Below are 25247 nucleotides of genomic sequence, written 5' to 3'. Positions count from 1 at the left end.
TGTTCTTAACGTGTGATTGATCATCAGGTGACCTGTGGCTAACATCAAATCTGCCGCTAAACGTGCCCAAATTGCTGAGCGCAACCGTCTTCGCAACAAAGCCTATCGCTCGGCAGTGCGGACGCTGATTAAAAACTACTTGACGGCCATTAGTCAGTACGCCGCCGATCCCACGCCGGAAAAACTGGCGGAAGTCCAGCAGCGACTCAACTTGGCCTTTAGCAAAATTGACAAAGCGGTTAAGCGCGGTGTTCTCCATCGCAACACCGGTGCCCGTCGTAAAGCTCGGCTAACCCGTATCCTCAACAAAACGCTGCAACCCGCTGCCTAATCCCCATGTTGGTGGATACCCACGTCCATCTCAACTTTCCAGAGTACGCGCCTGATCTGGAAGCAGTGGCTGAACGCTGGCGATCGGCGGGAGTGGTGCGGCTGGTTCATTCCTGCGTTGAACCCAGTGAATTTCCCACCATTCAGCGCCTTGCCGCGCAGTTTCCCGAGCTCTTTATGGCAGTGGGTCTCCATCCTCTAGATACAAAACAGTGGCAGCCGGATCTCAAGGAAAAAATTGTCCGCCTTGCCGCCAGTGATCCTAGGGTGGTGGCCATTGGCGAAACGGGTTTAGATTTTTACAAAGCCACGAACCGCGAGGAACAGGAAGCTGCCTTTTGGGCCCAGTTAGAGGTTGCCCACAGCTTGAATCTGCCAGTGATTATCCACTGTCGGGAGGCAGCCGCTGCTGCACGGGATTTGCTTCAGCAGTTTGTTCGGGATCGCGGGCCGGTGCAAGGAGTGATGCACTGCTGGGGCGGTACCCCCGAAGAAACCGAGTGGTTCCTCGACTTGGGTCTTTTTATTAGCTTTAGCGGCACCGTCACGTTTAAGAACGCCAAACAAATCCATGCCTCGGCACAAATGGTTCCCAGCGATCGCCTGCTGGTAGAAACGGATTGCCCCTTCCTTGCCCCTGTGCCCAAACGCGGCGAAAAACGCAACGAACCCAGCTATGTGTGCTTTGTAGCCGAAGCCGTCGCCCGTCTGCGACAGTGTGACCTTTTGGAATTAGAACAGCAAACCACCCTCAACGCCTGTCAGCTTTTTCGCCTACCCCTACCCCCAGAACTTGCTGCATCAATTCCGAATTGAATCAACGTTAAAAAATCTAGCGCATTTGCGCGCCTACTCATTTCAGCATCCTAGGATGGGGCTGTAGACTGAAGACGGCTGTTTAGGATGTGTCCTTAAATTAGCAAATGCTTTTAGTCACCTGTGGACTCTTTTGAATGCCGTTGGCACTTTACTTTGATCTATTTTCTTGATGCTCATGCTGACTTGACGAGGATACTGTATGGTTAGCTCTCCTCCCCGTCCCACTGAACTCACCGCTGATATTCATGCTTTTGGTCCTGCTCGCGCCACGATTCAAGGACAGCCCTTGAGTGATAGTGAAGTTGAGGCCATGGACGCCTTCTTCCGTGCCTGTAACTATCTGGCCGTGGGCATGATCTATTTACTGGATAACCCCCTACTTAAAGAACCCCTCAAGCCCGAACACATCAAAAAACGCCTCCTTGGCCACTGGGGATCGAGTCCGGGTCTAGCTTTTTGCTACCTTCACCTCAATCGCATTATTAAAAAGTACCAACAGGAGGTGATTTTCCTAGCGGGTCCCGGTCATGGAGCACCGGGGGTCTTGGCACCCGTTTACCTTGAGGGCAGTTACACCGAGATTTACCACAACATTAGTGAAGATGCCCACGGCCTCAAAAAATTCTTCAAGCAGTTCTCCTTCCCCGGTGGCATTGGTAGCCACTGCACCCCAGAAACGCCCGGCTCGATTCACGAAGGGGGGGAACTGGGCTATGTCCTCTCCCATGCCTGTGGTGCTGCCTTTGACAATCCTGATTTAATTGTGGCGGCAGTGGTTGGCGATGGCGAAGCAGAAACGGGGCCTTTGGCCACCTCATGGCATATCAATAAGTTCCTCAACCCAGCGCGGGATGGGGCAGTCTTGCCGATTCTCAACTTGAATGGCTACAAGATTAACAACCCGACGATTTTGGCACGGATTCCCCATCAGGATTTGGAAAACTTCTTCCGAGGTCTAGGGTATGAACCCTGCTTTGTCGAAGGCTCCGATCGCCCCTCGATGCACCAAGCCATGGCCGCCACCCTCGATTACTGCGTCACTAAAATTAAAGAGATTCAACGGGCAGCGCGCGAAGAGGGCGTCACCACCTTACCCCGTTGGCCGATGATTGTGCTGCGTACCCCCAAAGGTTGGACAGGCCCTGCAGAAGTGAATGGCCACAAAGTGGAAGGCTTCTGGCGAGCCCACCAAGTGCCCCTAGCTGATGTCCACACCAACCCTGAAAACCTCAAGCTCTTGGAAAACTGGCTGCGCAGTTACCGTCCCGAAGAACTCTTTGATGAGAATGGTACATTCCGCCCTGAACTCAAGGCTTTAGCACCAACGGGCAACTACCGTATGGGCATGAATCCCCACGCCAATGGTGGGCTATTGCGCAAGGATTTGAAAATGCCAGACTTTCGGCAGTACGGCATTACGTTTGAGAAACCCGCCCAAATTGAGGTGGAAAATACCCGTCCCCTTGGGGTCTTCCTGCGGGATGTGATGCGCAATAACATGACCAATTTCCGCGTCTTTGGTCCCGATGAAAATACCTCGAATAAACTCAATGCCATTTACGAGGTCAGCAAGAAATTCTGGATTGCGGAATACTTTGAGGAGGATGCCGATGGCGGCGAATTGTCCCCCAATGGTCGTGTCATTGAAATGCTCAGCGAGCACACCATGGAGGGGATGCTGGAGGGCTACCTGCTGACGGGTCGGCATGGGTTCTTCTCCACCTATGAGTCCTTTGTCCATGTCATTGACTCGATGTTTAACCAACATGCCAAATGGTTGAGCATCTGCAATGAACTTTCGTGGCGGGCTGATATTGCCTCATTGAACTTGCTGATTACGTCAACGGTGTGGCGGCAGGATCACAATGGCTTTACCCACCAAGATCCGGGCTTTTTGGATATTGTCTGCAACAAGAGTGCAAAGGTAACGCGGATTTACCTGCCCCCCGATGTCAACTCACTGCTGTCGGTGGCGGATCACTGCCTGCGGAGCAAAAACTATGTGAATGTGATTGTTTCTGACAAGCAGTTGCACTTGCAGTACATGACGATGGATCAAGCCATTGTGCACTGCACGAAGGGGCTAGGCATTTGGGACTGGGCCAGTAATGATCAAGGCTGTGAACCCGATCTAGTGATGGCCAGTGCCGGGGACATTCCCACCCAAGAGGCGTTGGCGGCGATCGCCCTCCTGCGGCAGGAGTTTCCAGAGCTGAAGATTCGCTATATCAATGTGGTGGATCTCTTTAAGCTGCAACCGGAAACAGAACACCCCCACGGCCTCAGCGATCGCGACTTTGATAGTCTCTTTACCCTCGATCGCCCGATTATCTTTAACTTCCATGGTTATCCGTGGTTGATCCACCGTCTCGCGTACCGCCGCCACAATCACCGTAATTTGCACGTGCGCGGCTACAAAGAAAAGGGCAACATCAACACCCCCCTGGAGTTGGCCATCAATAATGAGATTGATCGCTTTAGTCTCGCCATTGATGCCATCGATCGTCTCCCCGGTCTTCAAGTGGCAGGTGCCCATGCCAAGGAAAAATTCCGCAACATGCAAATTGAAGCCCGCAACTACGCCTACGAGTACGGTGTGGACAAGCCGGAGTTTAGCCACTGGACTTGGCCATTTTAGCTTGATGCTCTGTCCCTCTTTTCGCTTATCGGCAAGGGAGGGGTTCTGCTTGGCGCACGGGCACTTGGTGCTGATGGAGATAGTCCTTGATCTGGGCGATCGTCAGTTGGCCATAGTGTAGGAGCGAAGCCAAGAGTGCCGCTTCTGCTTTCCCTTCTACTAGGGCAGCGCGAATATGCTCACAGGTGCCCGCCCCTCCAGAGGCAATCACAGGAATCTCCACCCGCTCGGCGATCGCCCGCGTCAATTCGAGGTCGTAGCCCGCCTGTGTCCCATCGGCATCCATACTGGTCACCAACAATTCACCAGCACCCCGTTTAGCCATTTCCACCGCCCATTCAATAGCATCTAGCCCCGTGGCTTCACGTCCGCCGCGCACATAGACTTGCCAACGGGGTTGGTCTGGATCGCAGTGGGGTTCGCGCCGCGCATCAATGGCGACAACAATACACTGGGCCCCAAAGCGATCGCTGGCTTGATTCACGAGATCGGGTTGCCGCACTGCCGCCGAATTCAGGCTTACTTTATCTGCCCCGGCGCGCAATAGGTCTTTGATCATCGTCAGGGACTGAATCCCACCCCCCACCGTCAGGGGAATAAACACCTGATCCGCTGTGCGATAGACAACATCAATAATGATGTTGCGCTCCTCATGGGTGGCTGTAATATCGAGAAACACTAGTTCATCGGCACCCGCTGCATTGTAGGCTTGGGCGAGTTCGACGGGATCGCCAGCATCGCGCAGGTTGACAAAATTCACGCCCTTGACAACGCGACCCGCCTTCACATCCAGACAGGGCAAAATTCGTTTGGCAAGCATTTGGCCTCCTTGGAACTACTGCACAGTGACACGGCGCCCACCGCCACTGACAAAGATAATGGCGCGACCCTCCGCCATCGGTTCCCAACCGACATCAAAGCCACTGCGCCAAGCCACTGCACGGGCTGTCCGGAAACAATCAAAGCTATCGGGACGCACAAAAAAGACAAGGGAATAGCGGCTGGGGGAGAGGCGATCAAGGGTACGCCGAAAGTTCGACGCGGGTTTTTCCAGCGTGCTAAAGGATTCGCCACCACTGCGATCGCGGGGTTCAAAGAAGGTTTGCAAAATCGGTTGCCCTTGGCTGCGAACCAGACTCAGGCGCACATCGTAGTAGCGAGTACTGTGGCGAAAGGATTCCAGTTGTTGCTGAATTTGGCCGGGATCTGCAAAGGGATTTTCTGTGATCTGCTGCAGATGGCGATCAATGGCCTCACTGGCTTGATCCTCCTCAAGGGGCATGGCACGATTTTCACGACACTCAAAGAAATACACCTGCTTGCGGGTTTCGCGGGCAATGGGGGTGCGCACCAGCGCAGGAGACACCGCTGCCGTCAAGCTAGCAAAGAGGCAGACAAAGATCATCACCCCCACGGTATTCGTGAGGACATCGAGGAATGAGTCCAGATTTTGACTGGGGGCTTGGACTTGGGGACGGCAGCGCGATCGCTTCATGCAGCGGCAGTACAGAGACTTCATTCTAGGTTACCGGAATTCTCGACCTCTGGTCTTGGCGCATCTGATAGAGTGGCAATTGAAAAGACTCAGGGATTAACTTCTCAACTCCTCCTGCCTATGGCAATGCTAAAAACGCGCCCCCCTCGTCCCCTCACCTATCAAGCCTACGATCGCGTGGTTGGCAAACAGGGTCGGGTCTTGGTGTTGCTCTCGATCATGACCGTATTTTTGCTGGGGGGCATTGGTGCCCGCTTGGGCTATCTGCAAATTGTTGAGGGGGATCGCAACCGCCAGATGGCCGATGAAAACCGCATTCGCCTGATTCCCAAACCGCCGGAGCGGGGGAAGATTTTGGATCGCAAAGGGCGGATCCTCGCGGGAAATAAGTTCTCCTACTCGGTATTTCTCTGGCCCCTTGCGGCGAAAAAGCCCGAATGGCCGCAGACAGTGAACATTCTCTCGCGGGTGCTCAATATCCCTGCCAGTGAGATCGAAGCGCGGGTCAAACAAGCAGGGGTGAATTCTCCTTCGTTGATTCGTATTGCCCAAGGGATTAGCCAAGCGCAAATTATTGCCCTTGAAGAACACCGCAATTTCCTGACGGGGGTTGAAATTGACCGTGAAGCCATGCGCTTTTATCCCCACGGCGAAACTGCCGCTCACATCATTGGCTACATCGGCGAACTGAATGAAGAGGAACTAGCGGCACGTCGGGATCAGGGCTACCGCCTTGGCGATGTCATGGGCAAAATGGGCGTCGAAGCCACCTATGAAAAGGTACTACGCGGGACATGGGGCGGTCAGCAGGTGGAGGTGGATGGTCAAGGTAAAGTGATTCGCATTCTGGGTCAAAAGGTGGCTCGACCGGGGAATGACATCACGCTTTCAGTGGATTTAGACTTGCAAAAAGCGGCGGAAGCAGCCTTAGGGAGTCGGCCGGGGGCGATCGTGGCTATGGATCCCCGCGATGGTTCGATTCTTGCCCTTGCCAGTTATCCTGCCTTTGACCCCAATTGGTTTGCCCGCCGCATGACCCAACAGCAATGGGACGAGCTACAACGGCGGCAATTTCCCTTTGTCAACCGTGCCCTCCAAGGATTTCCCCCCGCGAGTACGTTCAAAATCGTAACGACGGTGGCGGGTCTGGAGTCTGGGAAGTTCAGTCCTGATACGGTACTGATGACGTATCCCGCCCTCTACACGGGTGGCTTTGCCTTCCATGATTGGAACCGGGCAGGCTTTGGCCCCCTTGGCTTTGCAGGTGCGATGGCGTGGAGTAGTAACACCTTTTTTGGCCAAGTGGCGCGCCGTATTGGTCCTGAGACTCTCATTGAGTGGGCACGACGCTTTGGCATGGGGTCTAAGACTGGCATTGACTTGCCCGGTGAAGCGGCTGGCTTTGTCCCTAACCCTAAGTGGAAACAGGAAACCTTTGGTGAAGGTTGGTACGACGGTGACTCATTGATCACGTCCATTGGCCAAGGGGCATTACAGGTGAGTCCAGTTCAAGCAGCGGTGATGTTTGCGGTGCCTGCGAATGGGGGCTACAAAGTGCGGCCGCACTTAATTGCTTCTGAAAATCCCGATCGCTGGCGACAGTCATTGAATTTGAAGCCCTCTACGGTGCAGGTGCTGCGCCAAGGCTTACGGCAGGTGGTGACCAGTGGTACAGGTGCTGCATTAAATGTTCCTGAGGTGGCGATCGCCGGCAAAAGTGGCACCGGTGAAGACCCCCCCCGTCCTCACCACACTTGGTTTGGTGCCTATGCCCCTGCGGACAAGCCTGAAATTGTGGTCGTCGCCTTTGCTGAGAACTCCGGTGGCAGCGGTGGTTCTGTGGCAGGCCCGATGGTGCTCAAAGTGATTCAGACCTATATGAAAATTCGCGATCGCTAGCCCCTTGCGGTTCAGAAGATTGTCATTCCCCAAGGTTACGCCTAGAATTTGGAGGAATGCATGTGATGGGGTGAACTATGATCGAGCGGCGCGTCATTGCCCTTGGGCTGACAATGGGTCTATTGACACCTACCCAGAGTGTTGCTGAAACGATGCCAGTGGAACCAGAAGCGGCTGCACCGATCCTTGTGAATCCTGTTCAACCGTTGGACAGTGAACCTCTTGTTTTCTCCACAAAACCGGTGGATCCACCCCCCGGCAGCGAACCCCTCGAAAACCTGAAGCCTGCCCGCTCTATCCCCGTGGTGATCCAAGAACGCTCCACAGGCTGTCAAGCGATCGTTAGCGAGGGTATTCCCCCCAACATTTGCCAAGCCCAAGGTGCTCAGCAACCCCCAGTGACCCCCATAGCTACATCAGCTTCCCATCGCCCCGTGGTGGCTGCAAACCCAAGAAATTTTGTGCCATCTGCCCAAACGGCTGCGCCGGCCTATGTACGCCAGCCCTTTCCGGGACCCAATCCCTTGCGTTGGCTAAAGGTCAACAATGGCCAAATGCTCTTTCCCTTGCCGTTTCCAGTGCCCATTACCTCAACCTTTGGCTGGCGCATCCATCCCATTTTTGGCGATCGCCGCTTCCATTCGGGAACTGATTTAGGCGCTCCTCAAGGGACACCTGTGCTGGCTGTTTTTGATGGCCGCGTCGTTGAGTCGAACTGGCTGGGGGGCTACGGCCTCACCGTAATTTTGCAACACCCACCAGAACAGCATCAAACCCTCTATGCCCACCTCTCACAGCTTTTTGTCAATCCCGGTCAATGGGTGAAGCAGGGAGATGTGATTGGCCTTGTCGGCAGTACGGGCAACTCCACAGGTCCGCACCTGCATTTTGAAATCCATGAGATGACTGCCCAGGGGTTGATTCCCGTGGCTCCCGAAGCGCGGTTAGAATTGGCATTAGTGCAGTTAAAGCAGGCGATCGCCCAAGCGCGTCAGCAATCGCATCGCAGTTCGTAGGACACCGATGGTTATTGCCACTTCCCCTGACACCGATAATCCCCTCTTGCGGGGCGACGGCTTTCCCCCCTTTGATCAGATTCAGGTGAGCCATGTTGAGCCAGCCGTGCGCCAACTGTTGCAGGAACTCAGCCAAGAATTAGAGACCCTCGAGCAATCCTTCACGCCTACGTGGGAAGGGTTAGTGGAACCCCTCGAACGTTTGAGCGATCGCCTCGGTTGGACATGGGGCATTGTGAGCCATCTCACAGGGGTCAAAAACAGTCCTGAACTGCGTCAAGCCTACGAAGCCGTTCAACCCCAAGTGGTGGAGTTTTACACCCGTTTGGGGCAATCGCGTCCCCTCTATGAAGGCTTTAAGGCACTGGCTGCGAGCCCAGACTTTCAGAGCTATCCCCCCGCGCGCAAACGGATTGTTGAGGCCGCCATTCGCAACGCCGAACACAGTGGCGTGAGTTTGACAGGAGCCGCCAAGGAGCGCTTCAACGCCATTCAACTGGAATTGGCGGAGCTATCTACCCAGTTTTCCAACAATCTTTTGGATGCCACCAAGGCCTTTCGCCTCAAGCTCACCCAACCCGATGAAGTGGCTGGACTTCCCCCCAGCCTACTGGCACTGGCTGCCCAAACCGCTCGCCAAGATGGTATTGAGACCGCCACCCCCGAAACAGGACCATGGCACATTACCCTTGACTTTCCCAGCTATGGCCCCTTTATGCAGCACAGCCAACGGCGGGACTTGCGGGAGCAGGTCTATCGCGCCTATATTTCCCGTGCCAGCAGTGGTGAGTGGGATAACCGCCCCGTTCTTGAGCGCATCCTTGCCCTGCGGGTCGAAGAGGCACAGCTTTTGGGATTCAACACCTATGCTGAACTCAGCCTTGCCAGCAAAATGGCCGATAGCGTCGCCAGTGTGGAAAAGCTCCTCGAGGAGCTGCGTCAAGTCAGCTATCGCGCTGCCGCGCGAGAACTGGAAGAACTGAAAGCCTTTGCTGCTGCCCAAGGGGCACCCGAAGTCAACGATCTGCAGCACTGGGATATTCCCTATTGGGCCGAACGGCAGCGGGAAGCCCTCTTTGACTTCAACGATGAGGAACTGCGTCCCTACTTTCCTCTCCCCCAAGTGCTTGAGGGTCTATTTGGCCTAGTGAAGCGGCTCTTTGGTGTAACCGTTGTGCCAGCAGATGGGCAAGCCCCCGTTTGGCACCCTGATGTGCGCTTTTTTGCCATCCTCGATGAAAATCATCTGACGATCGCCCACTTTTACCTTGACCCCTACAGCCGTCCTGCCGAAAAACGCGGCGGCGCATGGATGGACGATTGCCTTGGCCGCGCCAAATATCGCATTCAGGGGGAATGGCGTACCCGTTTACCCGTTGCCTACTTGGTCTGCAATCAAACGCCACCCGTGGATGGCAAGCCGAGCCTGATGACCTTTAGCGAAGTGGAAACCCTCTTCCATGAGTTTGGGCATGGTTTGCACCACATGCTGACGCGGGTGGATGAAGCGGGGGCAGCGGGCATTAACAATGTGGAGTGGGATGCCGTCGAACTCCCCAGTCAATTTATGGAAAATTGGTGCTACCATCGCCCGACCCTTTTTGGCATGGCACGCCACTATGAAACGGGGGAACCCCTGCCAGAACACTACTACGACAAACTGGTTGCCGCCCGTACCTATCGCGCAGGCAGTGCCCTATTGCGGCAGTTGCACTTTAGTTTGTTGGATTTAGAACTGCACCATCGCTATCAACCGGGTCAGGGGGAGACGCCCCAGGGAGTGCGCGATCGCCTAGCGCAGACAACGATGATTCTACCCCCTCTGCCAGAGGATGCCTTTCTTTGTAGCTTTAGCCACATTTTTGCGGGCGGCTATGCAGCGGGGTACTACAGCTATCTTTGGGCAGAGGTTCTGAGCGCCGATGCCTTTGCTGCCTTTGAGGAAGCAGGTCTAGACAACGAGCAGGCCGTTGCTGAAATGGGACGACGCTATCGCGACACTGTGCTTGCCCTTGGCGGCAGCCAACCCCCTATGGAGATTTTCAAAGCTTTTCGAGGCCGTGAACCGATCACCGAACCCCTGCTCCGTCACCGAGGCCTATTGTCAGTCAGTTAAAGTGATGATTAATAATGAGAGGAAGAATATAGCTATTTCGAAAGGGCGTGAGAGATTGGCTATACTCAAAGACTCATGCATATCACTCAGGAACATGAGCTATCGCTTGGACTGACGAGAGTGGGTTGTCTCCCATAGCAAGCAGGGTGGCAAAATCAGTGAAGCGACTCAAATCTTTCAGGTCAGTCGCGCTATCCTCCATCACTGGCTGAAGCGAGAGGACTGAGGAGCGCCCACGGTTGTGCCCCGTCGTCCTTGGAAAGGGGGGGGTTGACTTTCGATGGATAATGCACCAATTCATCCGACAGGAGCCCTTCAGGCAGTGGTCAAAGCGGCGGGTCACGAGCGGCAGCAGGCTAGTCACCAGTCCTAGGAAGAAATGTGGGAAGAGCGATCGCCCCGCGTTTGATCGAGCCACTCAAAAATCCGATCCAACTGCTCGAGTGTAATCAATCCATACTGCCAAAGAATAATCGGCAACGATCCGCGCTGCTGTTGCCATTGACGCAAAGCCATAGCAATACTCTCTGGCGGCAGTGCCAGTTCCTGTTCAAGGTATTGCAGTAGTTGAGGAGAGTAGGGCATCGCACGTGAGGAGTGACTGATGAGACAGGGACAACAAAACTTTTAGACTTGCAGTATAGCAATGGGATTCTCAGGATAGGGTGAGTTTAACAAAAGCTGCATCTTGCCTGAGAAGACGAGGGGGCTGATTGCAATGTTTCGCAGCATACCCTTAAGATAATTAAAAAAGATGCCCTGTTTGTAAATTTTTATTACGATGCCACAACAAGTTCGGCGCTGGTTTCGCCAAATTGGTTTAGTGATGGTGCTTGTGAGCTTCTGCTGGTTGGGGGCGATCGCTCCTGCCCATAGCTTCAACAATCCAGAGTTATTGCCCAGGGAGCCAACCAATGTCGTTGACTTAGCTGAGATTCTGACACCCGTTCAAAAAGAGCGCCTTGACAGCGAACTGGCAGAATTTGAAGCACAGACGGGCTGGAAATTGCGCGTCCTTACCCAGTACGATCGCACCCCCGGCCTAGCGGTTCGGGATTTTTGGGACTTAGACGATCGCAGTATTCTGCTAGTGGCCGATACAAGGGGCGGTAATCTTTTGAACTTCAATGTTGGTGACACCGCCTACCGCGTCCTCCAGCGCACCTTTTGGGTTGAATTGCAAACCCGCTTTGGCAATCAATACTTTGTTCGCGACAACGGTGAAGATCAGGCGATCCTGCAATCTCTCCATGCCATTGAAACCTGCCTCTCCCAAGGGGGATGCCGTGCCGTACCGGGATTACCCCAAGAGCAATGGATTCTCACCCTTGCCACCTCCATCCTTAGCGGCATCATTTTGGGCTTTGTGGCTCGTCCCCGCCGTGCTGATCAAAAAGTGGCTTGGAAGTGGATTCTCCTCTTTTCGCCCCTGTGGGGGATGCTCTTCTTTGCCTTTGGCCTTGGCCCTGTTCTGGTGCGCACCCAAGAATGGCTACCTGTTCTGCGCAATGTTGCTGGTTTTGCTTTGGGTGCCATTGTTGCCTTTTTGATTCCTGCTCCCAGTGGGCCGCCGCCAGTGCTTGAGGAATAGGCACCTTGCAGACCCTTGATTAGAAAATGGCGTAGGATTGGGGTTAGCTACCCTTCGGTGAAAAACCCGAAGGTGAAATGTAGAGGCAACTTTCAGGTTTGACCTGAGGGGAGTCAGTAGAGGCAGCTTGACAGCGCCGTTGTGAGTCCATTTTTCGGCTGCACAAGAATCCCCCGAATTGATTCGGCGGGAGTGTCAATACAACCTTGGTTGAGGAACCTGTCCTGTGCCATGAATAGTCATCATTCCTCGCGTCACATTGTCGGCATTGTCAAAGGACCCGGAGACAGCGGTAGCGAGTACGTCTTTATTACTGCCGATGCCCAGCCTGTGCGAATGGGTGAATTTGTCTATTACGAGTTGAGCCATTCCCCAAGTGTGGCCTCAAACTCCCATGCTGGTCCTGTTCACCAAGTCTTGGGCAAGGTTACTGGCTGCCGTCTGATTGAGCATCTACCGGATCGGATGTTTGCTGATCACGAACTGAATCCCAGTGCCGTGGCTGCCCTAATTGGTTTTACCTGTGAACCGGCGGAACTCTATGAGATAACCGTAGAAGTGATGGGGGAATTTCATGAGGTCTTTGGCTTTAATAATTTGCGGCGGCTCCCCCTGCCTGGTGCCAAAGTCTATTTAGCGGAAGATGAACTGCTGCGGCGGGTTCTCAACAAGAAAAAGCCGGAGGTGCCGGGGGCAGCCCATATTGGGTCGCTGTTGTTGCGCGAGGAGGGCGCCGTTCCCATTGTCCTCGATGTGAAGGAACTAGTGAGTACCCATGTGGCCATCCTTGCCGGGACAGGGTCAGGGAAATCCTACACAGCAGGAGTTTTGGTGGAGGAATTGCTGTCGCCCAAAAATCGAGCCGCAGTGCTGATCCTCGACCCCCACGGTGAATACCACACGCTGGCGCAACTGAGGGGACACGAAGCCTTTCAAGGGGAGGATGGCTATCAACCTCAGGTGAAAATTATTACGCCCCAAGAGGTCAAAATTCGTGTTTCTTCCCTAGAGTTTCACGATATTCTGACGCTGCTTCCCCAGATGAGCGATCGCCAGCAGGCCATTCTCAAAAAAGCCCACGATGAAGTGCGCCGCCTCTATCCCAATGGCCGTTGGAGTACACAGGACTTGATTGCAGCGGTCTATGCTGTGGATCGCGTTGAAGATGAAGAGGGCAATGTCAAGCAGGGTTCCTCTGCTGATGCTTTGGCTTGGAAGTTGGAAAAAATGGAGCGCTCCGACTATTTCCATGCCTGTGAGCACTTGCCACCGCAAAAGTTATTTACCCCCGGCCAAGTGACGATTCTGCAAATGAATGAGATTCCCCTTGAGGAGCAGCAGGTCATTGCCACAGCAATTTTGCGCCAAACCAACCACGCCCGCATGAATACCCAAAAAGAGCTTGTCTGTGAGGGGGATGAGCAATACTTACCCTACCCAGTCTTTATTTTGATTGAGGAGGCACATCGCTTTGCCCCTGCCCATGAACCCTCGCAATGTAAGCGGGTGCTGCGCACGATTCTCAGCGAAGGTCGTAAATTTGGCCTTGGGGTGGGACTGATTACTCAGCGTCCCGGCAAACTCGATAGCGATGTTCTCTCCCAGTGTATGAGCCAGTTTATTCTGCGGATTGTCAACCCTGTCGATCAAGAGAGCCTCAAACATGGGGTGGAGGCCGCTGGCCGAGATTTACTCAAAGAACTGCCTGCCCTGAGTAAGGGGCAAGTAATTATTGCGGGGGCCTGTGTGAATACGCCTGTCCTCTGTCGGGTGCGGCAACGCTTAACGACTCATGGGGGTGACACGCTGGATGCCCCTGCCCTGTGGCAAGCGTATTTTGCCCAACACAAACAGTTGGATCGCATGGTGGCGATGGTAGGCCCGGCACCCCGTCCTAAACCGCGAACCATTGGCCGGCGATCGCTCGAATAACGACCCATTGTCAACTCCAAAAAAATGCGTTATCTTAGGGGTAACTCTACACAAGGGGCTGAAACGGCTTCGACGTCCTAGTGAAAGTTGGGCTGTGATACAGGTCGAGAGTGGGCTATCTCTCGTTAATCCAGAGTCCAAACCAAAAGTAACTGCGAACAACATCGTTCCTTTCGCTCGTAAAGCTGCTGCGGTAGCCTAAGACCTCTAAACAGGTTCGAGCACTCGTTGTCCGACTCCGTTAAGGGCAGCGGGTTAACCCCAACGGATGCGCTAGGCAGTTCTCTCTGGTGGGCTGTTTAGCAAAGACTCTACCAGAGCATCCTACTGTTCGGGATAAGGAACAGTTCCCGCCTGAGGGTCAGAAAGGCTAAGCCTGTGAATGAGCAGTCGATGAATAGCTAGGGCGGACACGGGTTCGACTCCCGTCAGCTCCATCATCTTCCCTGTAAAAAGTTGAGAATGCCTTGGGCGATCGCCCGTGCCATTTGCGTCCGCCAAGCAGGATTTTGAAAATTGGCGGCATCCTCTGCGCCTGTAACGAACCCTATCTCGACAAGGGCAGAATCCATCGACGTATTGCGGAGGACGTAGAATCGCGCTGATCGTACCCCGCGATCGCGAATGTTCAAGGAACTGAGAATACTATTGTGAATGGCAGATGCCAAACGACTTGAGCGTCCGGGGGCAAAGTAGGTTTCTAAGCCATTGACATCGGGGCGAGCCAGACTAATAGCATTGGCGTGAATACTCACAAAGGCATTTGCCCGTGCCCGTTCGGCAATGGCGACCCGAGGAGCCAAGTCTAAGTCAATGTCTGTAGTGCGGGTCATCATCACTTGCACACCCTGCTGCTGCAAAAATTGGGAAACTTGCAGGCTGATATCCAGAACAATATCCTTTTCACGAATGCCGCCAATACCAATGGCCCCGGGATCGCGTCCGCCATGTCCGGGGTCAATGACCACCACAAAACGCCCCCGCGGGACGGGCTGGGTGGTTGCCGTGGGAGGGATATCAATGGGTGTTGGAGCACTCGTAGGCGAGTCATGCACGCCTTGGATTTGCACCACAAAGGATTCCGCAGAGAGGGGGCGAGGTCCAAGGATACGAAAGTTCGGTGCTGGCGTCAGGAGAATAGAAACGGTTTGATTATCCTCTTGGCGAAATTCAATATTGCTTAGGGGACTACCGGTGACAAGGCGGGGTTCGCGCAGATTACTGTCCAACTGTGCTTGCCGCAGGCGAATGCGATAGCGACTGCCTTCCCAGCCCACGTTATAGAAAACGGTGCGATCGCCCTGAATCAGCAACTCTCGTCCCCCCAGATCAACGCGCTGGATCGTTGTGACGGGAGTTTGAGCACTGGCCGCAGGAATCACACTAGGTTGTTGGGACGGTGGCGGCGCCGTCGGGGGAGGTGGGGGTGTAATTGCCGTATTTGAAGGCACAATCACAAAGCCATCACTACGGGGCGTCACTTGCCAATCGGCATCTTGAGGGTCAATGTCGAGGGTAATTTGGACTTGGCGATTGCTTTGAGTACGGACCTCTGCCCGGACAAGATCCCGACCAAAGCGGCGCAGTTCCAAGCGCCGAGGACTAAAGTTGCGGATGAGTTCACTATTGCTGAGGAGAATTTCAATGCGATCGCGCTGAGGGCGGCGAAGGGTGTAGCTTCCCTCGGGCAGGGGGCGATCAGCTAGCACTAAAAAACCCGTGGCATCTGCCCGCCAACTTCGCACTTGCAGCGGCCCTGTGGGCGTTACGGGAGGAGCAGAAGGGGGAGACGGTGGGGGCAGCGGCGGTAGCGAAACTGTTTGCTGCTGGGGTGTGGGTAGTTGCACCAACCAGTTATTGGCTGTGACTCCCCGAAAGCGCACCTGCTGTGGGTCAATTGTAAAACCGTCCGCATATTCCACCACAATCCGTGTAGTTTGGGGGTCAAACTGGGCAACCCGCACTTGGCGAATGGCACCACTGTAGTTTTGACTGATCTGGGGGCTACCGAGAACCACGCCAGGCAAGTCAATGACAAGGCGGGTCGGGTTATAGACCAACTCAGCACGGGGCTGAACAGCGCGTTCGGTGCGAATTTCCAGTTGATTGGTGGCAGGGTTGAGTTGCCACAATTGTAGGCGGCTGGCTGAAGCAGGTTGAGCCATGACCAGTGCAGCGGCAGGTGCCCATAGCAAACTCACCACAGCTCGAAATTGCCAACAACGCCACGGTTGATCCATTCACCCTTCCTCCACCAGCGATGCACAATACACTGCCAAGTTGGCTAGCCAAGCCGCTTGCTCAAACGTGCTCAGCATACTTGATCCGGAACAAGTATGTGAACTGGCACACCCTGCGATTTAGTTTTGCGCGATCGCCCTTCATGAGATTCAAATTTCAGCTTGCTTCAAGTCCACTTAGACGCACACTGGCGCCAATGAGTTCTCCGATTGCATGATCCAGCCTGTTTTTCCGTAGCTTTGCCCTAGGAAATATCTGCGGAATCGTCAATGCCCAGTGGCCGTACCCACGATCGCCTAACTTGGATCGGCATGCCCCTTGTGGGCTTCACCGCCAGTGCCCTCACCCGTGACTGGATATGGGGGGCGATTGCCAGCACTAGTTTTGGTATTGGCGGCTTTCTCCTCAGTCCAGACCTCGATACCCCCTCCTTGCCCTACTACCGTTGGGGCTGGCTGCGGGGAATATGGCTGCTCTACCAAAAAGCTTTTCACCATCGCTCATTTTGGACCCATGGCCCAGTGGTGGGCACGCTGATTCGGTTGCTCTATCTAAGCTTTTGGTTGGGGTTAGGACTGGGTCTTGTGGCCGGGGTCGCCGCATGCACAGGCCACCTTTCCCTTGTGCAGGAATGGCTACATCGTTGGCAGGGAATCGACTGGCGCTGGGGAGTTGCGATCGCCCTTGGCCTAGAGCTATCGGCACTGCTCCATGTCACAAGCGATCTGGTGGTTTCCCAGTGGCAACGCTGGCACCGCTAATGATGATGCGTAGGGCAAGGCGGCGCACTAATAGAGCGATCGAGCCAACCCACTGCCTGTTGGAGATGCGCCAGTGCCTCAGCATCATTGTCCTTGAGGAGATAGATCAGAGCGGCAGCCGCTTGTTCGAGGGCGCGAGCACGGCGATTTCCCTTGAGGCGATGCCAATCTTGGGGAGCAATCCTAACCGCATCAAGGAGGGCAGTGGCCAGTTCTTCTGCACGGGGAGTCGTTTGCACCATGACTTAAACTTTATCAAAAGGGGGAACTATCCTCTAGTTTAAGCAGTGGGCAACTGCCCCTAAGGCCACAGAAACTGGAACTTTACCCTTGAATCATAGCGTCAAAGGTAATGGCAGGTGCATCCCGCCAAGGAGAGATCGTGATGGTAGCAAAAGTCACCCGCTCCCGCCCCGCTTTGATTGTGCTGGCGGTTATTGGCCTTGCCTCGGCTGGTACAGCGGCATGGCTAACCTTGAATCCCCCCCGGCAGGGAGATCCGGTTCCTAATCCAGCGGAAGTTGCCCAGCAGCAGGAAACTCAAATTTTTTGGGTTAAAAATCAAGGGGATAGCCTCGTTTTAGTGCCCTCTACGGTACAGATTAATACCCCAGCAACACGGCCAGAACTCTTTATTCAATCTCGTCTGGAGCGGCTTTTGGCGGGTCCCGCCAATCAAGATGTCACCACCAGCATTCCGGAAAATACCCGTGTCAATCGTGTAGAAGTCAAAGCCGATGGCATCCATGTGGATCTCTCCCCAGAGTTTACAAAAGGTGGGGGAAGTGCTTCCATGCAAGCACGCCTAGGACAGGTACTGTACACAGCAACAGCGAATGATCCCAATGCGCCAGTTTGGATTTCCATTGGTGGTGAACCCCTGCGCGTTTTAGGGGGTGAGGGGCTAGAAGTGACGCAACCGATGACCCGGCAAGACTTTCAAGCGGCCTTTGCCCTTCGCACCCAGTAGTGCCAAGCAAGTCCAAGAAGAATGAGACCACACCCCGATAGCCACACTTGGACCTCGACCCAAAAGGCCAGCCCTAGACAGCCAATTAAACCCGTAACCGCAAGCCAGCGGGGAAATTGTGGCTCCTCCAGTTGCAGTGTGGCAAGGTTGGTAATGGCGTAGTAAATCAGCACGCTAAACGCACTAAAAGACCACGTAGTTTTTACATTACCAATGAGGATCAATAGGGCAATCCCTCCACTGACAGCAAGAATGGCAGCGACAGGTTGTTTTCCTTGGGCTGGAATCTGAGCCAAAATTGCTGGTAAATCTCGCCGTCGCGCCATTGCCAACACCACACGGGAGAGGCCGAGCAACAGATTGAGCAAAATCCCCACCATGGCAGCGATCGCCCCCAAAGCAATGAAAGGGCGTAGCCAAGGCACGCCAAAGGTACTGGCCACAACCTCTAGGGAGGCAGTAGTTGTGCGGTTCGCTGAATCATGACTGCCGAGGACAACGAAAGTGACACTCAGGTACAGCAGCAGAACAATGGCAATGGTGATCACAATGGCGCGGGGAATCGTTCGTCGGGGGGTCTTGACCTCCTCCGCCAGCACAGCAATACGGGCATAGCCTGCATAGGCGACAAAGAGCAGTGCCGTTGCTTGGAGAAGATTCTTGAGTGACAGCGGTTGCGATGCTGCCGACCAAAGTGACCCTCCCTGCTGTTGGACGTGGCCAACGCCCACAAAGAGCAACAAACTGGTAAACGTGACAAGGAGAATCCCCAGATTCACTTGCGCCGATCGCCGGATCCCCAAAAGTACCACACAGGTCAAGACCGCCAGTAGCCCCAGAGCAGCCATGACTTGCCAGCGCCCGCTGTTGTCCTCTAGGCCAAGCCATTGGAAGAGATAAGCCACAGAGCCAAGGGCGGCAGTGGCTGCCGAAGCCGATTTGGCCAGTAAAAACATCCACCCTGCTGTAAAGCCGAAAGGGGGAGAAAGATAGCGATACCCATATTCGTAGGTACCCCCACTCACAGGATGGGAGGCGGCCAATTGGGCACTACTGAGACCATTACACAGCGCGATCGCTGCTGCTAAGATCAGAGCTATCAACACCCAAGGGCCGGCGAGGTCCGTGGCAATGCCTAAACTGACAAATAGCCCCGTACCAATCATTGAGCCTAGACCCGTTAAAATGGCGCCCCACAGCCCTAGTTCGCGTTTGAGCATGCAGGTTAGTTCAAGAATTGAAGAACGCCTCCTAGCCTAGAGGATAGGGACGGCGATCGCTATAATTGGAGCAATTCTTAGCACTTGCGCAGGTATTAGGATTATGGCCAGTCCAGAACCCCCTAGCAACCAACCCGACGATCTCCTAGAAAACATCATCAGTGATTTGGGTGAGTTGGACGAGCCTCCCGCACAGGATATTGATCTCAATTCCCTGACGGCTGAATTGGAGTCGCTCACCCTTACCGCAGAACAGCGGGCGATCGCCCAAAACCAAGCCCTTCAGGAGCAAATTAGCCAGCTCACTGCAGAACTGAACAACGTTCAGCAGCAGCGAGATCAACTGAGCCAAGACCTTGCCCGCCTTCAGCAGCAGCATGAAGCCCTCTTGGCCAAGATGAAAGAATTAGAGACGCAAGCAGCAACGCCAGCGGTAGAAGCAGCCCCCCTTGGAGCCGAAATTGCCCGCCTCCGCGAAGAAAATGCCACCTTGAGCGGCCTGCGGCAAAATCTTGAACAGGAACTGGCACAGGCTCTCATTCAGCAAGACGAACTTCAGCAGCAACTGGCAACGCTGCAACTGCAAGCCTCCCAGATTCAGGAACTGCAAAGTCAAGTGGCAACCCTGCAATCCCAAGTCTCACAAATTGAAGAACTTCAAGATCAACTGGCCTCACTACAAACCGAAAAAGCTGCTCTCGAACAACAACTTGAGACGGTGTTGGCTGCTTCACCACCGGCTCCTTTAGAGGATACCGCCCTCCTCACTAATCCTCCAGATGCCGGCCTCGCCCAACGACTAGCGGAAATAACGCGGCAACTCACCCAAGTGGAAAGGGAGCGCGATCACCTGCAAGAAGAACTTGCCCAAACCCAAAATGAACTGCATGCCCTTCAGAAAGATTTAGAAGCTCTCCGCAACCCATCTTCCCCTACGGAACTGCCCCTCGCAGCCCAAGAAAATCACCAACTGAAGCGACAACAACGGCGGCGTGACACTGTGCTTTGGATCAGTGGCATTGCCGCAACTATGGTTTCTGCCTTGAGCGTCAGCTTAAATCTCCCGCAGCCCATTGGCCGCATGATTCCCCCTGTCGCCGCTTTGGCAGTTCCTGTGATCACAACGCTGGTTGGCAGGGGTGGGTCAACCTCTCGTGAAAAGACTGCTTAGGCGATCCCCCTCTGGGCTAAAATCTTAGGGCAGGGACGCTTTGCTTAGGAGTTTAGATTACCGTGCCCAATCTCAAAGCTATTCGCGATCGCATTAAAACGATTAAAGATACCCGCAAGATTACTGAAGCGATGCGCCTCGTGGCGGCAGCAAAAGTTCGCCGTGCCCAAGAACAAGTGATGGCGAGTCGTCCCTTTGCCGATCGCTTGGCGCAGGTTCTGTACAGCTTGCAAACTCGGCTACGCTTTCAGGATGTTGATTTACCGTTGTTGGCGAAGCGTCCTGTGAAGACGGTGGCGCTGCTAGTGGTGACCGGCGATCGCGGGCTGTGCGGCGGTTACAATACCAACGTTATTCGCCGTGCCAAGGAGCGTACCCGAGAACTCGAAGCCGAGGGCGTCAAATATATTCTGGTGATTGTTGGTCGCAAGGCAGCCCAATACTTCCAGCGCCGTGATTATCCCATTGATGCCGTGTATTCTGGCCTAGAGCAAATCCCCTCCGCCAGTGAAGCGGGTCAAATTGCCAGTGAACTCCTCTCCCTCTTTCTTTCGGAAACGGTGGATCGGGTGGAACTCATCTACACCAAGTTTGTCTCCCTCATTAGTTCAAAGCCCGTTGTCCAAACCCTGCTCCCCCTCGATCCCCAGGGGCTAGAAACCGCCGATGATGAAATTTTCCGCCTGACAACCCGTGGCTCCCATTTGGAAGTCAACCGCGAGAAAGTGACCTCGACATTGCCCGCTCTACCCCCTGACATGATTTTTGAGCAGGATCCGGTGCAAATTCTCGATGCCCTGCTGCCCCTGTACTTGAATAACCAGTTGCTACGGGCACTACAAGAGGCCGCCGCCTCGGAATTGGCAGCGCGGATGACGGCAATGAATAACGCGAGCGATAATGCTCAAGCGCTGATTGGGACCCTCACCCTCTCCTACAACAAAGCGCGTCAAGCTGCCATTACCCAAGAGATTCTTGAAGTGGTGGCGGGTGCTGAAGCTCTGCGCTAGGAGTTGACCTCTGAAGCTGCTTTTTGTTTCCACTTCGGTTGGCCCTCTGGGGACAGGAAAAGGGGGCGGTGTTGAATTAACGATCCTCAATATGGCTCAAGCCTTGGGCGATCGCCAGCACACCATTCACATCCTTGCCCCCGAGGGTTCCCACTTGCCGGTGGCGGCAACCATTGAACAAGTAGCGGGTGCCCTGCAAGTGCCAGCACAGCATCAAACCCGCGATCAACCGATTATGCTGCCGCCCAATAGTGTGTTAGCGAATATGTGGGCACGGGTGCGGCAGCTTCAACAGGAATTTGATGTCATTGTCAACTTTGCCTACGACTGGCTCCCCTTTTACCTGACGCCTTTTCTCAGTCGTCCTGTGGGGCACCTGGTGAGTATGGCCTCGGTCTCCGATGTCATGGATCAGGCGATCGCCCGTGTGATTGATGACTATCCGGGAACCATTAGTGTCTATACCCGCACCCAAGCCGCTACCTTCCCCTTTGGCGATCGCTGTGTGTGCTTGGGCAGTGGTCTTGATCTTTCCCTCTACGACTTTTGTGCAGAACCAGAGGATGCTCTGTGCTGGCTGGGGCGCATTGCTCCCGAAAAGGGACTCGAAGATGCTGTCGCCGCCGTCAATGTCACCCGCACCCCTTTGAAAATCATGGGGCAACTGCAAGATATGGACTATTGGCAGCGCATCCAAGCCGACTACCCCGATGCCCCCATTGAATATTTGGGATTTTTCCCCACCCGGGAAATGCAGGCACGCTTGCGGCGGTGTCGCGCCCTCCTGCTCACCTCCCGCTGGGTTGAAGCCTTTGGCAATGTGGTCATTGAGAGCCTCGCCTGTGGCGTTCCCGTCATTGCCTACGATCGCGGTGGGCCGAGTGAAATTGTCTGTGATGGTCAAACAGGGTTTCTCATTACCCCAGATTCGGTCGAGGCCTTAATTGCCGCCATTGGCAAGATTGATCAAATTGATCGGGCGGCCTGTCGGCAGCAGGCGGAACAGGAGTACAGCTTAGCTGTTTATGGGAATACGGTGGAGCAATGGCTACAGCAGGTAGCAGCTTCTTCGCTGCTCTAAATCAGCAAATGTTGCATGGTCAATTCCGTACTCCCCTATACAATAGGCAAGGTGCTAGTGGAGATGACACCTGAATGGGCTGGGTTCTGTTCCAGGGGACAAAGCGAGGACACTCACCGTTGCTCATTTCCTTTACGATGGCCACGATCGCTAGTGCAGGCCTAGGGTTCTGGTTTTTGCGGAGTCTATCCCCGACACCGATGGCTCTCTCAGAACCAATGCCTTTACCTGACCCAGTTAAACTTGAACGACCTCTGCCCCGGCCGATTTTGGATGGCCGCGATCCCCTACTAGCAACTGTCCCCAATCAAGCCCCCCAACCACCAGCGGCTACCTCTACCCCCGCCAAGGCAATGTTGCCCACAGTGCCCCCTCCTGCCTTGCAACCCGTGCCTCCGAGCCAAGGCCCTGCCCCTCAAGTGCGGGTGGCGATCGCCCGCGATCAAAGTCAACTGACCGTTGGCACCGCCGTAGCCACCGCCGTTACCAATGATCAACAGCAAGTGATGACGCAGCTTGCTCCTTTTCAAGGCGCTGTGGTCACAGCCCGTGGGGGAGTGTTGCTCTGGAATGGCCAACCCCTTGCTCCCTCCCTCTGGATTCGCTCCAGCAATCAACTTATATTTGTGGGTGAGAAATGGTATCGTGGTGCTGTCCGCCTCATTGCTCAGGGAAATACAGTTACAGCTGTCAACCAAGTAGATCTAGAACACTACTTAGTGAGTGTTGTCGGTTCAGAAGTCTATCCCCACTGGCCAATGGAAACCTTAAAAGCACAGGCAATTGCCGCCCGTTCCTATGCCCTTGCCCAAATGTTTCAACCCGCTAGCCGCTTTTTTGATCTGGGGAACGATGAGCGTTGGCAGGTGTATCGTGGAATTGAAACCGAGTGGAACACCACGCAAGCGGCAGTGCAAGCCACACGGGGCATTGTCCTCACCAAAAGTGGACGAGTGATGGTTTCGATGTATGCGGCAACCGACGACATTGTGCGGGATGTCTTTGGCGGGCGGGGAATGAGTCAGACGGGTGCCTATGAACTGGGCAAGCGTGGCTACAACCACCTGCAAATTTTAGGCACCTACTACCCAGGGGCAGGTCTATCACAAATTCGTCTAAATTAAGACGAAGCAGTGAGCCAACTGATGTAGATGTGGCTATTGTTAGTGACCTCAGGATAGGATATTCCCCCTAGCTGTACTGGCTATACTAAATGGGAGAGCTGGATTCTAAGAATGGCTACTGAGCTAGAGCTCTTCTTTCAGGAGGCTGCCGCCAAGAAAAGTAATGTGGCCTTTGCTACAGGGTGGCAAAAACTGGCTCTAAAGAAAAACGAAGAGAAAGACAAGCAGGCCGCTATTGCTGCCGTGCATCATGCCCTTGCCCTCAATCCCACCCTCGAAACTTCATGGCAGTTATTGGGACTACTGAGTGGCTACGATAGTAGGCCTGAAGTAGCTGAGGAGGCTTACCGCCGAGCAGTTAGCCTGAGGACAGATTGGGAATTAGGAATTCGCTATCTCTCCATAACGCGCCACCTTCTTTACAGCTACCGCGATCCAGCCGAGGTAGAGGAATGCTATCAGCGCTTCAAAGCCGACCTTCTAGACTTCTACAGCGACTTTCAGACCTTTTCTACAGAAAAGAAAAAATCCCTTTACTCTTGGTTGTGCACAACGAACACTTTCCTACTGCCCTATTTGGGCAAAGAAACGCGCAATCTCCAGCAGTGCTATGGAACCATCCTCCACGAAGTCCTAACCAGCGTCTTTCCGGAGGGCAAGGAGCGTCCTCCGCTGCCGCCAGTGGCCCCCCACCAGCCCCTACGGATTGGCATTCTCAGTGAGCACTTTTGGGAACACACGGTCTGGAAGCTCATGCTCCATGGCTTGCTGAAACACCTCAATAAAGAGGAGTTTGAGTTGTACGTTTACTCCGTTTCTGATCGAAATAATTCTTGCACAGAGATCGCTAAAACCTACGCCTACAAATTTGTTCAGGGGAATCATCCCCCTGATTGGTGGCTAAAGCAGATCCGCTCTGATCGCCTCCACCTAATCCTTTTTCCAGAAATTGGCATGAGTTTCACGGTTTTAATGTTGGCGGCGTTGCGGTTGGCCCCTATTCAGTGTATGAGTTGGGGACACCCAGATACGTCGGGGCTACCCACAATAGACTACTTTCTAAGTAGTGAGTTAATGGAGCCTACCGACGGCCAGAATCACTACACTGAAAAATTAGTGCAATTAAAAAATCTGGGTATTTTCTTCTCGCCGCTGCCACAGGATCCGCGGCCTCCTATCACCCGTGAGGAGTTTGGGCTGAAGAAGGACGCTGTTATCTACGGCTGCCTTCAGAGTGTTTTTAAGTATCTGCCCCAATTTGACACTATCTATCCCGAAATTGCGGCATTGGTTCCCAATTGTCAATTTGTCTTTCTCACCACTATGATGAGCAAGAACACCCGCCGGCGGTTTGAAGCGCGGCTAGAGCAATCCTTTGCTAAAAAAAATTTAGACTATCAGGACTACTGTTTCTTCTCACGACCCTTGAACTTCTATGGCTTTACATCTCTGCTCCACTGCTTAGATGTTTTCTTGGATAGTATTGAGTGGTCAGGGGGTAATTCTACCCTGGAGGCGCTCTACTATGCTCAATTGCCAATTGTAACAACACCGGGGCGGTTTATGCGCGGACGACATACAGCGGGAATTCTGACCCTATTACAGATGCCTGAACTGATTGCCCCAAATATCCCAGCCTACATTCAAAGGGCTGCCGAACTGGGGCAAAATCCTGAATATCGCCAGTATATCCGCCAGAAGGTGCAACAGAACCTCCCTAAGGTGTTTGAAGATCAGGCTGGCATACGTTCCCTAGAAGACTTTATTCGCACCACAGTGGGCAAATTTGCAGCCTCTCAGTGTCTCCCCTAATCAATTCTGGACTCAATGGTC

21 protein-coding genes, 1 other RNA gene and 1 pseudogene are annotated in these 25247 nt (G+C 54.0%); 17 read left to right on the top strand and 6 right to left on the bottom strand.

What is annotated here, in order from left to right; genetic code table 11:
- Nucleotides 1-34 precede the first annotated feature (34 nt).
- The 3 genes from rpsT to IGQ15_RS08650 all read left to right on the top strand — a co-directional run bounded on the left by rpsT (nt 35) and on the right by IGQ15_RS08650 (nt 3787).
- Nucleotides 35-331 carry a 30S ribosomal protein S20 gene (rpsT, locus tag IGQ15_RS08660; RefSeq protein ID WP_149820827.1) on the top strand — a complete coding sequence of 99 codons (297 nt, stop codon included), beginning with the start codon at nt 35-37 and terminating at the stop codon, nt 329-331.
- A 5-nt stretch (nt 332-336) separates the two neighbouring features.
- The gene (locus tag IGQ15_RS08655) at nt 337-1146 is read left to right on the top strand and encodes a TatD family hydrolase (RefSeq protein ID WP_297050848.1); all 810 of its coding nucleotides are present in this window, start codon (nt 337-339) and stop codon (nt 1144-1146) included.
- Nucleotides 1147-1348: 202 nt separating this feature from the next.
- Nucleotides 1349-3787 carry a phosphoketolase family protein gene (locus IGQ15_RS08650; RefSeq protein WP_297050846.1) on the top strand — a complete coding sequence of 813 codons (2439 nt, stop codon included), beginning with the start codon at nt 1349-1351 and terminating at the stop codon, nt 3785-3787.
- 25 nt (nt 3788-3812) lie between these two features.
- Here the strand turns inward: IGQ15_RS08650 and hisF are convergent, their stop codons facing one another.
- Nucleotides 3813-4607, bottom strand: a complete 795-nt coding sequence (hisF, locus tag IGQ15_RS08645; protein WP_297050844.1) for an imidazole glycerol phosphate synthase subunit HisF — start codon at nt 4605-4607, stop codon at nt 3813-3815.
- 15 nt (nt 4608-4622) lie between these two features.
- The gene (locus tag IGQ15_RS08640) at nt 4623-5306 is read right to left on the bottom strand and encodes a hypothetical protein (RefSeq protein ID WP_297050842.1); all 684 of its coding nucleotides are present in this window, start codon (nt 5304-5306) and stop codon (nt 4623-4625) included.
- A 96-nt stretch (nt 5307-5402) separates the two neighbouring features.
- Between IGQ15_RS08640 and mrdA the strand changes: the two genes are divergently transcribed.
- The 4 genes and pseudogenes from mrdA to IGQ15_RS12080 all read left to right on the top strand — a co-directional run.
- Nucleotides 5403-7181 (top strand): penicillin-binding protein 2, encoded by a 1779-nt coding sequence (gene mrdA, locus IGQ15_RS08635; RefSeq protein WP_363315827.1) that lies wholly within the window; start codon nt 5403-5405, stop codon nt 7179-7181.
- A 77-nt stretch (nt 7182-7258) separates the two neighbouring features.
- Entirely contained in the window at nt 7259-8197 is a 939-nt protein-coding gene (locus tag IGQ15_RS08630; RefSeq protein WP_297050838.1) for a M23 family metallopeptidase, read from the top strand.
- A gap of 7 nt (nt 8198-8204) precedes the next feature.
- Nucleotides 8205-10313 (top strand): M3 family metallopeptidase, encoded by a 2109-nt coding sequence (locus IGQ15_RS08625; protein WP_297050836.1) that lies wholly within the window; start codon nt 8205-8207, stop codon nt 10311-10313.
- A gap of 130 nt (nt 10314-10443) precedes the next feature.
- Nucleotides 10444-10539 (top strand): annotated as a pseudogene (locus IGQ15_RS12080) (IS630 transposase-related protein); the annotation flags it as partial.
- A gap of 143 nt (nt 10540-10682) precedes the next feature.
- Here the strand turns inward: IGQ15_RS12080 and IGQ15_RS08620 are convergent.
- Nucleotides 10683-10898, bottom strand: a complete 216-nt coding sequence (locus tag IGQ15_RS08620; protein ID WP_297050834.1) for a DUF2949 domain-containing protein — start codon at nt 10896-10898, stop codon at nt 10683-10685.
- A 241-nt stretch (nt 10899-11139) separates the two neighbouring features.
- On the opposite strand from IGQ15_RS08620, the gene IGQ15_RS08615 reads away from it, so the two are divergent.
- The 3 genes from IGQ15_RS08615 (at nt 11140) to ssrA (ending at nt 14276) form a co-directional block, all read left to right on the top strand.
- Nucleotides 11140-11904, top strand: coding sequence for a TPM domain-containing protein (locus IGQ15_RS08615; RefSeq protein WP_363315829.1), 765 nt, complete (start codon nt 11140-11142; stop codon nt 11902-11904).
- Nucleotides 11905-12135: 231 nt separating this feature from the next.
- Nucleotides 12136-13836 carry a DUF87 domain-containing protein gene (locus tag IGQ15_RS08610; RefSeq protein ID WP_297050829.1) on the top strand — a complete coding sequence of 567 codons (1701 nt, stop codon included), beginning with the start codon at nt 12136-12138 and terminating at the stop codon, nt 13834-13836.
- A 54-nt stretch (nt 13837-13890) separates the two neighbouring features.
- Nucleotides 13891-14276, top strand: a transfer-messenger RNA (tmRNA) gene (gene ssrA / locus IGQ15_RS08605).
- Here the strand turns inward: ssrA and IGQ15_RS08600 are convergent.
- The gene (locus IGQ15_RS08600; RefSeq protein ID WP_297050827.1) at nt 14274-16076 is read right to left on the bottom strand and encodes an N-acetylmuramoyl-L-alanine amidase; all 1803 of its coding nucleotides are present in this window, start codon (nt 16074-16076) and stop codon (nt 14274-14276) included. The genes ssrA and IGQ15_RS08600 overlap by 3 nt on opposite strands.
- A 270-nt stretch (nt 16077-16346) precedes the next feature.
- Here IGQ15_RS08600 and IGQ15_RS08595 point away from each other — a divergent pair, with 270 nt between their 5' ends.
- On the top strand, nt 16347-16838 hold the full coding sequence (locus IGQ15_RS08595) for a metal-binding protein (protein WP_297050825.1): 492 nt from the start codon (nt 16347-16349) through the stop codon (nt 16836-16838).
- Here the strand turns inward: IGQ15_RS08595 and IGQ15_RS08590 are convergent.
- Nucleotides 16835-17080, bottom strand: coding sequence for a DUF6439 family protein (locus IGQ15_RS08590; RefSeq protein ID WP_297050822.1), 246 nt, complete (start codon nt 17078-17080; stop codon nt 16835-16837). The two genes, IGQ15_RS08595 and IGQ15_RS08590, sit on opposite strands and share 4 nt — an antisense overlap.
- Nucleotides 17081-17223: 143 nt before the next feature.
- Between IGQ15_RS08590 and IGQ15_RS08585 the strand changes: the two genes are divergently transcribed.
- A complete protein-coding gene (locus IGQ15_RS08585) occupies nt 17224-17808 on the top strand; it encodes a GerMN domain-containing protein (RefSeq protein WP_297050820.1) in 585 nt (194 codons plus the stop codon).
- Here IGQ15_RS08585 and IGQ15_RS08580 read toward each other — a convergent pair.
- Nucleotides 17778-19028: an APC family permease gene (locus tag IGQ15_RS08580; RefSeq protein ID WP_297050818.1), complete on the bottom strand. Its 1251-nt coding sequence runs from the start codon at nt 19026-19028 to the stop codon at nt 17778-17780. The genes IGQ15_RS08585 and IGQ15_RS08580 overlap by 31 nt on opposite strands.
- Nucleotides 19029-19131: 103 nt before the next feature.
- Here IGQ15_RS08580 and IGQ15_RS08575 point away from each other — a divergent pair, with 103 nt between their 5' ends.
- The 5 genes from IGQ15_RS08575 to IGQ15_RS08555 all read left to right on the top strand — a co-directional run bounded on the left by IGQ15_RS08575 (nt 19132) and on the right by IGQ15_RS08555 (nt 25226).
- Nucleotides 19132-20199, top strand: a complete 1068-nt coding sequence (locus IGQ15_RS08575; RefSeq protein WP_297050816.1) for a hypothetical protein — start codon at nt 19132-19134, stop codon at nt 20197-20199.
- Nucleotides 20200-20261: 62 nt separating this feature from the next.
- Nucleotides 20262-21209, top strand: a complete 948-nt coding sequence (locus tag IGQ15_RS08570; protein ID WP_297050814.1) for a F0F1 ATP synthase subunit gamma — start codon at nt 20262-20264, stop codon at nt 21207-21209.
- A 91-nt stretch (nt 21210-21300) separates the two neighbouring features.
- The gene (locus tag IGQ15_RS08565; protein WP_297050811.1) at nt 21301-22290 is read left to right on the top strand and encodes a glycosyltransferase; all 990 of its coding nucleotides are present in this window, start codon (nt 21301-21303) and stop codon (nt 22288-22290) included.
- Between the two features lie 74 nt (nt 22291-22364).
- Nucleotides 22365-23414: a SpoIID/LytB domain-containing protein gene (locus IGQ15_RS08560; protein WP_297050808.1), complete on the top strand. Its 1050-nt coding sequence runs from the start codon at nt 22365-22367 to the stop codon at nt 23412-23414.
- A gap of 111 nt (nt 23415-23525) precedes the next feature.
- Complete coding sequence (locus tag IGQ15_RS08555) at nt 23526-25226, top strand: hypothetical protein (RefSeq protein WP_297050806.1); 1701 nt, start codon at nt 23526-23528, stop codon at nt 25224-25226.
- The last annotated feature ends 21 nt before the right edge of the window (nt 25227-25247 follow it).

The sequence above is a fragment of the Thermosynechococcus sp. M98_K2018_005 genome, from assembly GCF_015295825.1.
In the GTDB taxonomy this organism is placed as follows: Bacteria; Cyanobacteriota; Cyanobacteriia; order Thermosynechococcales; family Thermosynechococcaceae; genus Thermosynechococcus.
Note: the sequence above shows the minus strand (reverse complement) of the source record. Positions and strands in the feature narration are given on the sequence as shown.

Coding starts and splice junctions, on each gene's coding strand:
- IGQ15_RS08655 (WP_297050848.1), top strand. CDS start 337: ATGTTGGTGGATACCCACGTCCATCTCAACTTTCCAGAGTACGCGCCT.
- IGQ15_RS08650 (WP_297050846.1), top strand. CDS start 1,349: ATGGTTAGCTCTCCTCCCCGTCCCACTGAACTCACCGCTGATATTCAT.
- hisF (WP_297050844.1), bottom strand. CDS start 4,607: ATGCTTGCCAAACGAATTTTGCCCTGTCTGGATGTGAAGGCGGGTCGC.
- IGQ15_RS08640 (WP_297050842.1), bottom strand. CDS start 5,306: ATGAAGTCTCTGTACTGCCGCTGCATGAAGCGATCGCGCTGCCGTCCC.
- mrdA (WP_363315827.1), top strand. CDS start 5,403: ATGGCAATGCTAAAAACGCGCCCCCCTCGTCCCCTCACCTATCAAGCC.
- IGQ15_RS08630 (WP_297050838.1), top strand. CDS start 7,259: ATGATCGAGCGGCGCGTCATTGCCCTTGGGCTGACAATGGGTCTATTG.
- IGQ15_RS08625 (WP_297050836.1), top strand. CDS start 8,205: ATGGTTATTGCCACTTCCCCTGACACCGATAATCCCCTCTTGCGGGGC.
- IGQ15_RS08620 (WP_297050834.1), bottom strand. CDS start 10,898: ATGCCCTACTCTCCTCAACTACTGCAATACCTTGAACAGGAACTGGCA.
- IGQ15_RS08615 (WP_363315829.1), top strand. CDS start 11,140: ATGGTGCTTGTGAGCTTCTGCTGGTTGGGGGCGATCGCTCCTGCCCAT.
- IGQ15_RS08610 (WP_297050829.1), top strand. CDS start 12,136: ATGAATAGTCATCATTCCTCGCGTCACATTGTCGGCATTGTCAAAGGA.
- IGQ15_RS08600 (WP_297050827.1), bottom strand. CDS start 16,076: ATGGATCAACCGTGGCGTTGTTGGCAATTTCGAGCTGTGGTGAGTTTG.
- IGQ15_RS08595 (WP_297050825.1), top strand. CDS start 16,347: ATGCCCAGTGGCCGTACCCACGATCGCCTAACTTGGATCGGCATGCCC.
- IGQ15_RS08590 (WP_297050822.1), bottom strand. CDS start 17,080: ATGGTGCAAACGACTCCCCGTGCAGAAGAACTGGCCACTGCCCTCCTT.
- IGQ15_RS08585 (WP_297050820.1), top strand. CDS start 17,224: ATGGTAGCAAAAGTCACCCGCTCCCGCCCCGCTTTGATTGTGCTGGCG.
- IGQ15_RS08580 (WP_297050818.1), bottom strand. CDS start 19,028: ATGCTCAAACGCGAACTAGGGCTGTGGGGCGCCATTTTAACGGGTCTA.
- IGQ15_RS08575 (WP_297050816.1), top strand. CDS start 19,132: ATGGCCAGTCCAGAACCCCCTAGCAACCAACCCGACGATCTCCTAGAA.
- IGQ15_RS08565 (WP_297050811.1), top strand. CDS start 21,301: ATGGCTCAAGCCTTGGGCGATCGCCAGCACACCATTCACATCCTTGCC.
- IGQ15_RS08560 (WP_297050808.1), top strand. CDS start 22,365: ATGGGCTGGGTTCTGTTCCAGGGGACAAAGCGAGGACACTCACCGTTG.
- IGQ15_RS08555 (WP_297050806.1), top strand. CDS start 23,526: ATGGCTACTGAGCTAGAGCTCTTCTTTCAGGAGGCTGCCGCCAAGAAA.